The following is a 12,240-nucleotide window of genomic DNA, read 5'->3' on the forward strand; positions in this document are numbered from 1 at the left end:
CCGCGCACGATGCCTGAGAGGTCCGCCGCCCGGCGGGCCGCTGGGCGCGCACTCGGGAGGAACCGCCGTGACCGCCAGTCTGGAGCAGCTGCGCCGCTGCCACTTCGCCGTCGACCTGGGGGCGGCCCGTACCCGGGTGTACGTCAAGGGCGCCGGACTCGTCGTCGACCAGCCGTCCACCGCCGCCGTGAACACCCGTACCGGAGCGCTGATGGCGGTCGGGGAGTTCGCGGAGAAGATGACGGGCCGCACGCCGGACTACATCCGCGTCGTGCGTCCCGTCTCCGGGGGCACGGTCGTCGACATCGAGATGGCGCAGCGCATGCTGCGGCAACTGATCGGCGACAGGATGCGCCGCACCCTGCGCCGCAAGCCCCGGCTGCGGGCCGCCGCCTGCGTCCCGCACGACGCCGACCCGCTCGCCCAGCGCGCCACGATCGAGACCCTGGTCGGTCTCGGCGCCCGCCGGGTGGAGCTGGTCGACACGCTCATCGCCGCCGCCGTCGGCTGCGGTCTGCCGGTGGAGCGGCCCGAGGCCGCCATGATCATGGTGTGCGGTGCGGCGGCCACGCAGGTGGCCGTGCTCTCCCTCGGGGCGATCGTGACGGCGGAGCGCGTCCCCGTCGGCGGCGAGGCCGTGGACAACGCGATCGTGCAGCACCTGCGCCACCAGCACGAGCTGGTGCTGCCGAGCCAGTCCGTACGGCCCCTGCAGCTCGCCCTGCACGGCAACGGGCTCACCCCGCAGGGGCCGGAGTCGACGGAGATCCACGGGCGGGACGTGGCCACCGGGCTGGCCCGTTCCGTGCGGGTCGACACGGCCGCCGTGCGGCGGGCCATCCAGACGCCGCTCACCGCCGTCCTCGACGGCATCGGCAAGGTGCTGCGGGAGTGCCCGCCGGACCTGGTCGCCGACCTGGTCGACCGGGGGATCATGATGGTCGGCGGGAGCGCCCTGCTGCCGGGCTTCGACCAGATGCTGCGTCAGGCGACGGGCATGCCGGTGAACATCGCCGAGCAGCCGGAGCTCTGCGCCGTACAGGGGCTGGGCGAGATGCTGGAGGGCAGGATCGCGCCGATCGTGCTGGACCCGCTGCGCGCCTGAGCCGGGCGGGCGGACGAGCGTCAGCGGGAGAACCAGCACCTGATCGTCGTGCCCCCGTCCCCGGTGTGCACGCGCACCAGGTCGGCGATCAGGTTGACCATCAGCAGGCCGCGCCCGCCGCGCTGGTCGCGGGACGGGGGGCGGCGCCCCGCGAGGGGGTCGGTCATCCGGCCCCCGTCGCGCACCTCGCACAGCACGTGGCCGTCCTCGGCCCAGACCCGCAGCACCCCCGAACCGCCGCCGTGCACCACGCTGTTCGTGGTCAGCTCGGCCGTGGCGAGCGCCAGGTCCTCCAGGACGACGCCGGTGAGGCCGAGCCGCCGTCCCTCGTCGGACGCGGCGTGCCGGGCCGAGGTCAGCGACCCGGCGACGAAGGGGAAGGTCATCGCGTCCGCCGCCGGCGGCAGCGGCTCGTTGTAGCGGGCGACGACCGCGTCGGGGGCGTAGGCCTCGCTGGCCCGCGCCGGGCGGGCGCCGGCCGGGATGACGGTGGGATGAGTGGCATGGGCGTCGGCGAGGACGTGCGCGGGCAGGCGCACGGCGTCGTAGGGGCACAGGATCGTGACCGTGCGGCCCCGGAAGGCGGCGTTGATCAGTGCCTCGTGCTGGACGCAGGCCGGGTACTCGGTCGCGGAGCGGCCGGCCCAGACGGGCTCGCCGACGATCCGCACCCGCTGCCCGGCCGGGTGGGCGTCGGCGAAGGCGCGCAGCACTCCGGGGATGATCCGGCCGGGGTTGCGTCCGGCCTCGCGCATGTCGAGGAGGCGGACGGTGTCCGCGGCGTCGCCGAGCGCGTCCCGGACCATCCGCAGCCGGTCGCCGGGCACGGCGACCGCCACGGGCTCGCCGGCCGCGAGTCCCTCGCGCACGAAGGGGACGGTGCCCTCCAGGTACTCCTGGTCGTCCCGGTAGAAGAGGGCGGGGTGGGCGAAGGGCCCGGAGGGGGTTTCCAGGAGTTCGGCCGCGGCACTCATGACATCGACACCTCGATCGCCGGCAGGCCGGGCCAGAACATGTCCAGCACCCGGCACAGGGCGGGCGGCGGGCGGCGCACCACGAACCGGCGGCCTTCCCCGAGCCGCCCGGCGGCCGCCGCGAGCGCGCCGGCGCCGGCGACGTCGACGAACGTCACCTCGGACAGTTCCAGGTAGTACACGGCCTCACCCTCACGCACCGCCTGCTCCAGCACGCGCTCCCAGATCGTATGCGTGGCCAGGCCGATCTCCCCGGCCGCACGGACACCGCGGCCGCCCGCCAGCGGGCGCACCGTCAGACACGGCGCCGGGATCCCGGGCGCGTACGGCGTCCGCCGGCGATCACCCGCCACCCGTCTCTCCCCGCTCCCGGACCTGTAGTACCCCGTCGTTTCCCGGCCATTCCCCGGCTCGGTGTGTAGTACGCCGCGGGGGTGGGCAGGCGCACCCCCGGTGCGGCCGGGACAGTGCGCAGCCTACCGCCCCGGTGCCGGCGGCGGCCGAACCCCGTCACGCCCCCGGCCCTCCACGAGCGCCGACGAGCCCCCCGACCCCCACGAGCACCGACAAGGCGGTGACATGACCTCCGAGGCATCCCTTCCCCTCCCCGGAAGGCCGGCCCCCTTGGTCATCGGCGGCCGCACGGACGCGGACCGGGTGCTGCTCACCCCGCGCGGCGAACTGGTCCGCGGGTGCGCCCAGGCCCTGGCGGAGAGGCTGGCGCGGCTGCCCGACGGCACGGCGCGGGTCGACCTGGACATGAGCGGCGTGTACTTCATGGACACGGCGGGTCTGGAATTCCTGGAGGTGCTGCGCGACCACGGCCGGCGGCGGTCGATCCCGGTCACGGCCACCCGCTGGAACGGTCAGCCGCGCCGCATCCTGGAACTCGCCGGCCTCGACACCGCGGACCCGCTGCGTTCCCCGGCGCCCGAGGACGCGCCGCCGCGGGCCGTCTCGGCGGTGGCGCTGGAACGGGAGGAGCGGCTGCACGTGCTCCAGGAGGAGGTCGAGCAGCTGCGGCGGGCGATCGTCTCCCGTCCGGTGATCGACCAGGCCCGCGGCATCCTGATGGCCACGTACGGCTGCACCTCGGAGGAGGCCTGGCACATCCTGCGGGAGGCGTCCCAGCTGTCCAACACCAAGCTCCGCGCGGTCGCGGAGGCGCTCACCGCCGGCGCGGGGGCGCAGGGCGCTCCCCCGCCCGAGGAGGTCCGCTCCGCCCTGTCCCGGGCCCTGGCCCGCCGTTCGTCACGGTGACACCGGCCCGCGCGGGGTACTCGGCGACGGACGACCACCGGCCCCGAGATCGGGAGGCAGCGCCATGAGCGAGCTGAGCGAACACACTCCGTCCCAGGCCGAGGGCGACCGGGACGACGACGAGTGGACCACCCCCGAGGTACCGCACTCCACCCCGTCCCAGGCGGAGGGCGAACGCGACCCGTCGGACGCCCCCGCCACGTCCGACGACAACCCCGAGGACGGCTGAACCGCCGGGGGTGAGGGTGCGTCCTTCGGGGATCTCGGCGGCTCTCGCCCCTCCACTTCACGTCCTTCAGGACGGCCGCGACGGTGCCGGGGCCGTTTCGGACGCATCGCCTCGGCGAGCGCGTCGTCATCCAGGTCGAGCTGCATGACGGACATCCGCCCTCATCTGCGTACGTCGTGTACGTCGGCAAGACACCCCACCGACACGCGGCGGGCGGGGACCGGACCCCGGGAGCACGTTCTGTCGGTTTGTCCCGGGCCGCCGGACGCCCCTTCGCGGTGAGGGGGTGGAAGCCGGCCCGAGAAGAGGGCTTCCGAGGGGATTCGGGGAGGACGCCGCTCACCCCTCGACGGCGGAGCGGGCGTTCCCCCCTGACGCACTGGTGGGGCGGGTGGGACTCGAACCCACGGCCGACGGATTATGAGTCCGCTGCTCTAACCGGCTGAGCTACCGCCCCATAACGGCGTGTCGCGTACATGTGTGCGCGCCGTCTGCCGCAGCATAGCCGCTCATACGATCTCCTGCTTCGGATGGTCGGCCGCGTGCGGTCTTCGTGACCATGGAGACTTCGCCGACCCCCGCGCGGTTCCCCCGGACATGAAAAAGGACCCCTACGGGGTCCTCGTTCAGCATGCTCCCCCGACTGGACTCGAACCAGTAACCTGCCGGTTAACAGCCGGCTGCTCTGCCAATTGAGCTACGGAGGACCGAGCTCCCCCGACTGGACTCGAACCAGTAACCTGCCGGTTAACAGCCGGCTGCTCTGCCAATTGAGCTACGGAGGAATGCCTCGTTGCATCGAACGCACCCGCCTGGGTATCCGCCAGGGGGCGCGCGCTCGCTGCGACACATACATTAGCGCAAGCAGGGGGGTGCTCCGCCAATCGGTACTCCCCGGCGCTGTCAGCGCGCCGCAGGACCTTCGCAGACTGGAACAACGGAAGGGTGGCCGCCATGAAGTACCGGCTCACGTTCGTCGCCGGAGCAGCCGTGGGTTACGTGCTGGGCACGAAAGCCGGACGGGAGCGATACGAGCAGCTGCGGAGGTCCGCACAGCAGCTCACCCGCAACCCCGCGGTGCGCAACACCGCGGAGAGCGCGGCGCAGCAGAGCCGCGAGTTCGCGGACAAGGCCTACCAGGCGGTGAGCCACAGGGTCGGCGACCGCATGCCCGACTCGGTCGCCCAGCGGGTCCGCACCCTCCGCGAACGCACGGCCCACGGCCCGGCGGAGGACGACTGGGGCACCAGCAACACGTAGGGACGCCCCCGCGACGCCGCCCGCGCCCCACCCATCCCTCCCCATGCGGCAAAATTCGCCGTATGGGGATAGTCGCCGGACTGGACAGCGCGCCAGACTTCACTCGCATCGTCGTCTGTGACACGGACACCGGAGCCGTGCTCCGGCAGGGATACGCCCAGCATCCGATCCAGGGCGCCGAGGGCGGCCGTCCCTCCGACGTCGACCCGCAGGCCTGGCTGCTGTCCCTCGGTGAGGCGGCGGGCGGCGGCCTGCTGGAGGGCGTGCAGGCCATCGGCGTCTCCGCGCAGGCGAACGCGCTGGTGCCGCTGGACGCGCAGGGCAACACCGTGCGGCCGGCGATGACCGGCGGCGACAAGCGGGCGCAGGTCGCGGCGGCCGATCTGATCGACGCGCTCGGCGGGCGCGAGGCGTGGGCGCGGGCCGTGGGCTGTGTTCCGGGGGCCGGACAGCCGGTGACGAAGCTGCGCTGGATGGCCCGCAGCGAACCGGAGAACGCGGCGCGCACCGCCGTGCTGCTGCAGGCGCACGACTGGCTGGTGTGGCAGTTGCTCGGCCGGCCGGTGCGGCGCACCACCGACCGGGGCGGGGCCTCCGGCACCGGGTACTGGGCGGCGGCCACCGGCGGCTACCGGTCCGATCTGGTGGAACTGGCGCTCGGCCACCAGGCGATGCTGCCCGAGGTGATCGGCCCGGCGGACGCGGCCGGTACGACGCCGGAGGGGCTGCTGATCTCCGCCGGTACGGGCGAGACGATGGCGGCGGCGTTCGGGCTCGGGATCGGGCTGGGCGACGCGGTGGTGTCGCTGGGCGCGTCCGGGTCCGTGATGGCGGTGCACCCCGAGGCGCTCGTCGACCAGTACGGGATGATCACCTCTCTGGCGGACGCGACCGGCATGCACCTGCCCGTCGTCACCACCCTGAACGCCGTGCGCGCCCTGCGCGGGACCGCCGAACTGCTCGGGCTGCCCGATCTGGAGAGCCTGTCCGATCTGGCGATGAAGTCGACGCCGGGGGCGCACGGACTGGTGCTGCTGCCGTACCTGGAGGGCGAGCGCACCCCGAACCTGCCGCACACCGCCGGCACGCTGGCGGGGCTGCGGCGGGAGTCGATGAAGCCGGAGCACCTGGCGCGGGCCGCGTTCGAGGGGATGCTGTGCGGGCTCGGGGACGCGCTGGACGTGCTGCGCGGCCGGGGCGTGGAGGTGCGGCGGGTCTTCCTGCTGGGTCCGGCCGCGGAGCTGCCGGCCGTGCAGTCGGCGGCGCCCGCGCTGTTCGGGGCGCAGGTGGTGGTGCCGCAGCCCGCGGACTACGCGGCGATCGGCGCGGCCCGGCAGGCGGCGTGGGCGCTCGGCGCGTCGCAGGGCGCCCTCGATCCGCGCACCCCACCGGCCTGGCAGGGCCCGGTGGCGCAGGTGCTGGACCCCGGGGAGGACCTGGCGGTGGGACAGGCGGTGCGCCAGCAGTACGTGTCGGTGCGCGAGCAGACGCATCCGGGGGCGTTCCGCCCGTAGCGCGGCAAGGGCCGGGCCGGGCCGGTTAATTCGGTTGAGGTAACGCGGGTGGAGTGTTCGACGATAGGGGCCACGGGCAACCAACGCCCCCGCCGACCACTCCGAGAGATTCAGCGTGCTCATACGACTGCTGCGGACCCATCTGAGGCCCTACAAGAGACCCGTCACCCTCCTGGTGCTGCTGCAGTTCCTGCAGACCTGCGCCTCGCTCTACCTGCCCACGCTCAACGCGGACATCATCGACGGCGGCGTCGTCGAGGGCGACACCGGTTACATCCTGAGCCACGGCGTCCTGATGATCGGCGTCTCGCTGGTCCAGGTCGTGTGCAACATCGGCGCCGTGTACTACGGCGCCCGGACCGCGTCGGCACTGGGACGGGACGTGCGCGCCGCCGTGTTCGACCGGGTGCAGTCGTTCTCCGCGCGTGAGGTGGGCCACTTCGGCGCGCCCTCGCTGATCACCCGTACGACGAACGACGTCCAGCAGGTGCAGACGCTGGTCCTGATGACGTTCACCCTGATGGTGTCGGCGCCCATCATGTGCGTGGGCGGCATCGTGATGGCGCTCGGCCTGGACGTTCCGCTGTCCGGGGTGCTGGTCGCCGTGGTGCCGGTGCTGGGCGTCTGCGTGACGCTGATCGTACGGCGGCTGCGTCCGATGTTCCGGACCATGCAGGAGCGGCTCGACACGGTGAACCGGGTGCTGCGCGAGCAGATCACCGGCAACCGGGTGATCCGCGCCTTCGTGCGGGACGCGTACGAGCAGGAGCGGTTCGGGAGGTCCAACACCGAGCTGACCGACGTCTCGCTGCGCACGGGCAACCTGCTCGCGCTGATGTTCCCGGTGGTCATGACGGTGGTCAACCTGTCGTCGATCGCGGTGGTGTGGTTCGGCGCGCACCGCATCGACAGCGGCGGGATGCAGATCGGCGACCTGACCGCGTTCCTCGCCTATCTGATGCAGATCGTCATGTCCGTGATGATGGCCACCTTCATGTTCATGATGGTGCCGCGCGCCGAGGTGTGCGCCGAGCGCATCCACGAGGTGCTGGACACCTCCTCCAGCGTGGTGCCGCCCACCGCGCCCGTCACCGAGCTGCGCCGGCACGGGCACCTGGAGCTCCGGGGTGCGGGCTTTTGCTACCCGGGCGCCGAGGAGCCGGTGCTGAAGTCGGTCGACCTGGTGGCGCGGCCCGGTGAGGTCACGGCCGTGATCGGTTCCACCGGCAGTGGCAAGTCCACGCTGCTCGGTCTCGTCCCCCGGCTGTTCGACGCGACCGACGGGGAGGTGCTGGTGGACGGCGTGCCCGTGGCGGACGTCGATCCGGCGCTGCTGGCGAGGACGGTCGGACTCGTGCCGCAGAAGCCGTACCTCTTCGCGGGCACGGTGGCGACGAACCTGCGCTACGGCAATCCGGACGCCACGGACGAGGAGCTGTGGCACGCGCTGGAGGTGGCGCAGGGCAAGGACTTCGTGGAGCGGCTCGAGGGCGGCCTCGACGCGCCGATCGCCCAGGGCGGGACGAACGTCTCCGGCGGTCAGCGCCAGCGCCTCGCGATCGCCCGGACGCTGGTGCAGCGCCCGGAGATCTACCTCTTCGACGACTCCTTCTCCGCGCTCGACTACGCCACCGACGCGGCCCTGCGGGCGGCCCTGGGACGGGAGACGGCCGGGGCGACCGTGGTGATCGTCGCCCAGCGGGTGGCGACCATCCGGGACGCCGACCGGATCGTGGTCCTGGACGAGGGCCGGGTCGTCGGCGCCGGCCGGCACCACGAACTGATGGCGGACAACGACACCTACCGGGAGATCGTGCTCTCCCAGCTGACGGAAGCGGAGGCTGCCTGATGGCGGGGCCCGGAGGACGGATGATGGCCGGGGGCGGCCCCGACCAGCGGTCGATCGACTTCAAGGGGTCGAGCAGACGGCTGATCGCCCGGTTCGGGCCGGAGCGCCTGACGATCTACGGGCTGCTGGCCTGTGTCGTGCTCAGCGTGGGGCTCAGCGTGATCGGACCGAAGATCCTCGGCGAGGCGACCGACCTGGTCTTCTCCGGCATCGTCGGACGGGAGATGCCGGAGGGCGCCACCAAGGAACAGGTGCTGGACTCGATGCGGGAGCGGGGCGAGGGCGATGTCGCCGACATGCTCCGCAGCACCGACTTCACCCCCGGCGAGGGCATCGACTTCACGGCGGTGGGCGACGTCCTGCTGGTCGCGCTGGCGGTGTTCGGCGTCGCCGGCCTGCTGATGGCGGTGGCGACCCGGCTGGTGAACCGGGCGGTCAACCGCACCGTGTTCCGGATGCGCGAGGACGTGCGGGCGAAGCTGTCGCGGCTGCCGCTGTCGTACTTCGACAAGCGGCAGCGCGGTGAGGTGCTCAGCCGCGCCACCAACGACATCGACAACATCGGGCAGACGCTCCAGCAGTCGATGGGCCAGCTGATCAACTCGCTGCTCACCGTCATCGGTGTGCTCGCGATGATGTTCTACGTCTCCTGGATCCTCGCGCTGGTCGCGCTGGTGACGGTGCCGCTGTCGTTCGTCGTCGCCACCCGCGTCGGCAAGCGGTCGCAGCCGCACTTCGTGCAGCAGTGGCGCAGCACCGGCACGCTCAATGCGCACATCGAGGAGATGTACACCGGGCACACCCTGGTGAAGGTGTTCGGGCGGCAGGAGGAGTCGGCGCGCACGTTCGCCGAGGAGAACGAGGCGCTGTACGAGGCCGGGTTCAGGGCGCAGTTCAACAGCGGCGTCATGCAGCCGCTGATGTTCTTCGTCTCGAACATCAACTACGTGCTGGTGGCGGTCGTCGGGGGCCTGCGGGTCGCGTCGGGCACGCTGTCCATCGGTGACGTGCAGGCGTTCATCCAGTACTCGCGGCAGTTCTCGATGCCGCTGACGCAGCTCGCCTCGATGGCGAACCTGGTGCAGTCGGGCGTCGCCTCGGCGGAGCGGGTCTTCGAGCTGCTCGACGCCGAGGAGCAGGAGGCGGACGCCTCGCCCGGCGAGAGGCCCGAGCGGTGGCGCGGACGGGTGGCGCTGGAGCACGTGTCGTTCCGGTACGACCCCGAGAAGCCGCTGATCGAGGACCTGTCGCTGACGGTCGAGCCGGGCCACACGGTGGCGATCGTCGGACCCACCGGGGCCGGCAAGACGACGCTGGTGAACCTGCTGATGCGGTTCTACGAGGTGTCCGGCGGGCGGATCACGCTCGACGGGGTGGACATAGCGAAGATGTCCCGGGATGAACTGCGCGCCGGCATCGGCATGGTGCTGCAGGACACCTGGCTGTTCGGCGGCACCATCGCGGAGAACATCGCGTACGGGGCGTCCCGCGAGGTCACCCGGGAGGAGATCGAGGAGGCTGCCCGGGCGGCGCACGCGGACCGGTTCGTCCGGACGCTGCCCGACGGGTACGACACGGTGATCGACGACGAGGGCTCGGGGGTCAGCGCGGGTGAGAAGCAGCTGATCACGATCGCCCGGGCGTTCCTGTCCGACCCGGTGATCCTGGTGCTGGACGAGGCGACGAGCTCCGTGGACACGCGCACGGAGGTGCTGATCCAGAAGGCGATGGCGCAACTGGCGCACGGGCGTACGTCGTTCGTGATCGCGCACCGGCTGTCGACGATCCGGGACGCGGACACGATCCTGGTGATGGAGAACGGCGCGATCGTCGAGCAGGGCGCGCACGAGAAGCTGCTGGCGGCGGGCGGGGCGTACGCCCGCCTGTACAAGGCCCAGTTCGCGGAGGCGGTGGCGGAGGTCGACTGACGCTCCCCGAACGCCGGAGGGGCCGGACACCGGCCCCTCCGGCTCAGCCCGTGCCGGCCGCCTCCGTCAGCTTCTTCAGCTGGGCGGTGATCACCTCGGCCGGGGCCTCGCCCGCGTTCTTGTGCGCGACCATGCTCTTCCAGCCGAACACGGCGACGTGGGGGCCGCTGCGCACCACCCGGTACCAGTGCGCCGTGCCGGACAGCTCCCGCCGGTAGGCGACCGCCTCGTCGCCCGGGCCGGGATCGGGGTCGGCGAGGGCGGTGACGGTCGGGTTCAGACCGGTGTCGTCCTCGTACCCGGCGGGGCAGTTCTTCGCCGCTTCGCGGACACGGGTGAGGAGTTCCTCGGCGTCGGCCGCCTTGTCGTAGGCGTACAGCGCGATCTCGGTCTCCTGCACGTCCGTGTTCGGGTGGACGGAGCGGGCCGCCGCCGCGGCCGGTGCCGGCTCGGGGGAGCGCAGGCGGATGTCCTCGATGGGCTGGCAGACCGCAGGGTCGGCCGGTTCGCCCTTGCCGCCGAGGACGGTGCCCTGCTTGAAGACGGTGAAGGTGTAGTCGGGCAGGTCCGTCTCGGTGACCGCCGCGCTCTCCAGGCCGGCCGCGTCCAGCGGGCCTCCGCCCGCCTGCCCGGCCGGCGCCCCCTTCGACGAGCCCTCGGCCGCGGCACCGCTCCCGCCGTCCGCGGACCCTTCGTCGCCGCCACCGCAGCCGGCCAGCAGAGCCGCTGCCGCCAGCATCGCCACGGCCGCCGGAACCCGCCGCAGTCCGTCCACTCGCATGCTCACTCCTCGGACACCTGTGCTCGGCACGTCGGCACCGAGGTCACGTCTGGGAAGACGGTGACAGAACACAGCGAGTGCGGAGTCAGCGGAAATACGTAATTTCTCTACACACGCGGTTAGTCGAGGAGAGATGCCGTTCCGTCGCGGCAGCCGTGCGGCGCGGGGTGCCGTCAGTCCAGATAGCCGCGCAGCTGGTCGGCGAAGGCGTGGTCGCGGAGCTTGTTCAGCGTCTTGGACTCGATCTGCCGTATGCGCTCGCGCGTGACGCCGAAGAGGCGGCCGATCTCCTCCAGCGTCCGGGGACGCCCGTCGACCAGCCCGTACCGCAGCTGCACCACCTCCCGCTCCCGCTCCCCCAGCGTCGACAGCACCGCCTCCAGATGCTCCCGTAGCAGCAGGAACGCCGCCGACTCCACGGGACTCGCCGCGTCGCCGTCCTCGATGAGGTCGCCGAGCGCCACGTCCTCCTCGCCCACCGGCGCGTGGAGGGAGACCGGCTCCTGCGCGAGCCGGAGCACCTCCCCCACCCGCTCGGCCGGCAGGCCGAGGTGCGCGGCGACCTCCGCCGGCGTCGGCTCGCACCCCCGCTCCTGCAGCATCCGCCGCTGCACCCGCACCACCCGGTTGATGAGCTCCACCACGTGCACGGGCACCCGAATGGTCCGGGCCTGGTCGGCCAGCGCACGCGACATGGCCTGCCGGATCCACCACGTGGCGTACGTGGAGAACTTGTACCCGCGCGCGTAGTCGAACTTCTCCACCGCCCGGATCAGCCCCAGGTTCCCCTCCTGGACCAGGTCCAGCATGGTCAGCCCGCGGCCCACGTACCGCTTGGCGACGGACACGACGAGCCGCAGGTTCGCCTCGATCAGCCGTCGTTTGGCCATCCGGCCCAGGACGACGAGCCGGTCCAGGTCGACGGCGAGCCGGCTGTCCAGATCGGGGGCCAGCCGCAGTTTCTCCTCGGCGAACAGCCCCGCCTCGACCCGGCGGGCGAGTTCGACCTCCTCGGCGGCGGTCAGCAGCGGGATGCGCCCGATCTCGCGCAGGTACTGCCGGAACAGGTCCGAGGAGGGGCCGCCGGTCTCGGGGCGGACGGGTGCGACCGGCTCGACGGGTTCGGCTGGTTCGGCCGGTGTCTCGGGGTGGTGCGCGACGCGGTCCTGCGCGGGCACGGCGACGAGGACGTCGGCGTCGGGCTGGGTGAGGGTCCGGGTCTGCACGGGTGCGACCTCCAGGATGATCGCCGCCAGGGGGTGGGGCAGCGGTACTTCGGGAACGGAGTCGACGGCCTCGCCGCTGTCCGTCCCGTACGCGATGAGCGGAACCGCGGAGGT

The 12,240-nt window shown here is 72.5% G+C and carries 11 protein-coding genes and 3 tRNA genes; 7 read left to right on the forward strand and 7 right to left on the reverse strand.

Going from position 1 to position 12,240, the window contains the following annotated elements; genetic code table 11:
• Positions 1-67 precede the first annotated feature (67 nt).
• A complete protein-coding gene (locus ADK41_RS24035; RefSeq protein ID WP_030818097.1) occupies positions 68-1,105 on the forward strand; it encodes a rod shape-determining protein in 1,038 nt (345 codons plus the stop codon).
• 20 nt (positions 1,106-1,125) lie between these two features.
• On the opposite strand, the gene ADK41_RS24040 is transcribed toward ADK41_RS24035, so the two are convergent.
• Both ADK41_RS24040 and ADK41_RS24045 read right to left on the reverse strand, forming a co-directional pair.
• Positions 1,126-2,079, reverse strand: a complete 954-nt coding sequence (locus ADK41_RS24040; protein WP_030818099.1) for an anti-sigma factor RsbA family regulatory protein — start codon at positions 2,077-2,079, stop codon at positions 1,126-1,128.
• Positions 2,076-2,432: an STAS domain-containing protein gene (locus ADK41_RS24045; protein WP_030818101.1), complete on the reverse strand. Its 357-nt coding sequence runs from the start codon at positions 2,430-2,432 to the stop codon at positions 2,076-2,078. The genes ADK41_RS24040 and ADK41_RS24045 overlap by 4 nt, the downstream gene beginning before the upstream one ends.
• A 226-nt stretch (positions 2,433-2,658) precedes the next feature.
• On the opposite strand from ADK41_RS24045, the gene ADK41_RS24050 reads away from it, so the two are divergent.
• Together ADK41_RS24050 and ADK41_RS42230 are read left to right on the forward strand one after the other, a co-directional pair.
• A complete protein-coding gene (locus ADK41_RS24050) occupies positions 2,659-3,339 on the forward strand; it encodes an ANTAR domain-containing response regulator (protein WP_030818102.1) in 681 nt (226 codons plus the stop codon).
• A 64-nt stretch (positions 3,340-3,403) separates the two neighbouring features.
• Positions 3,404-3,568: a hypothetical protein gene (locus tag ADK41_RS42230; RefSeq protein WP_167353485.1), complete on the forward strand. Its 165-nt coding sequence runs from the start codon at positions 3,404-3,406 to the stop codon at positions 3,566-3,568.
• A gap of 380 nt (positions 3,569-3,948) precedes the next feature.
• On the opposite strand, the gene ADK41_RS24055 is transcribed toward ADK41_RS42230, so the two are convergent.
• The 3 genes from ADK41_RS24055 to ADK41_RS24065 form a co-directional block, all read right to left on the reverse strand.
• Positions 3,949-4,025, reverse strand: a tRNA-Ile gene (locus tag ADK41_RS24055).
• Positions 4,026-4,202: 177 nt separating this feature from the next.
• Positions 4,203-4,275 (reverse strand) — tRNA-Asn (locus tag ADK41_RS24060).
• A gap of 5 nt (positions 4,276-4,280) precedes the next feature.
• Positions 4,281-4,353 (reverse strand) — tRNA-Asn (locus tag ADK41_RS24065).
• A 169-nt stretch (positions 4,354-4,522) separates the two neighbouring features.
• On the opposite strand from ADK41_RS24065, the gene ADK41_RS24070 reads away from it, so the two are divergent.
• From ADK41_RS24070 to ADK41_RS24085, 4 genes are all read left to right on the forward strand, one after another.
• On the forward strand, positions 4,523-4,828 hold the full coding sequence (locus ADK41_RS24070; protein ID WP_030818103.1) for a YtxH domain-containing protein: 306 nt from the start codon (positions 4,523-4,525) through the stop codon (positions 4,826-4,828).
• A gap of 62 nt (positions 4,829-4,890) precedes the next feature.
• On the forward strand, positions 4,891-6,342 hold the full coding sequence (locus ADK41_RS24075) for an FGGY family carbohydrate kinase (protein WP_030818105.1): 1,452 nt from the start codon (positions 4,891-4,893) through the stop codon (positions 6,340-6,342).
• Between the two features lie 115 nt (positions 6,343-6,457).
• On the forward strand, positions 6,458-8,191 hold the full coding sequence (locus tag ADK41_RS24080) for an ABC transporter ATP-binding protein (protein WP_030818108.1): 1,734 nt from the start codon (positions 6,458-6,460) through the stop codon (positions 8,189-8,191).
• Complete coding sequence (locus tag ADK41_RS24085; protein ID WP_030818110.1) at positions 8,191-10,119, forward strand: ABC transporter ATP-binding protein; 1,929 nt, start codon at positions 8,191-8,193, stop codon at positions 10,117-10,119. The genes ADK41_RS24080 and ADK41_RS24085 overlap by 1 nt, the downstream gene beginning before the upstream one ends.
• A gap of 43 nt (positions 10,120-10,162) precedes the next feature.
• Here ADK41_RS24085 and ADK41_RS24090 read toward each other — a convergent pair whose 3' ends face one another.
• Both ADK41_RS24090 and ADK41_RS24095 read right to left on the reverse strand, forming a co-directional pair.
• Complete coding sequence (locus ADK41_RS24090; protein WP_063756453.1) at positions 10,163-10,900, reverse strand: hypothetical protein; 738 nt, start codon at positions 10,898-10,900, stop codon at positions 10,163-10,165.
• A 173-nt stretch (positions 10,901-11,073) separates the two neighbouring features.
• Positions 11,074-12,222, reverse strand: a complete 1,149-nt coding sequence (locus ADK41_RS24095; RefSeq protein WP_234318502.1) for an RNA polymerase sigma factor — start codon at positions 12,220-12,222, stop codon at positions 11,074-11,076.
• Between the last annotated feature and the right edge of the window lie 18 nt (positions 12,223-12,240).

The sequence above is a fragment of the Streptomyces caelestis genome, from assembly GCF_001279005.1.
Classification (GTDB): Bacteria; Actinomycetota; Actinomycetes; order Streptomycetales; family Streptomycetaceae; genus Streptomyces; species Streptomyces heliomycini.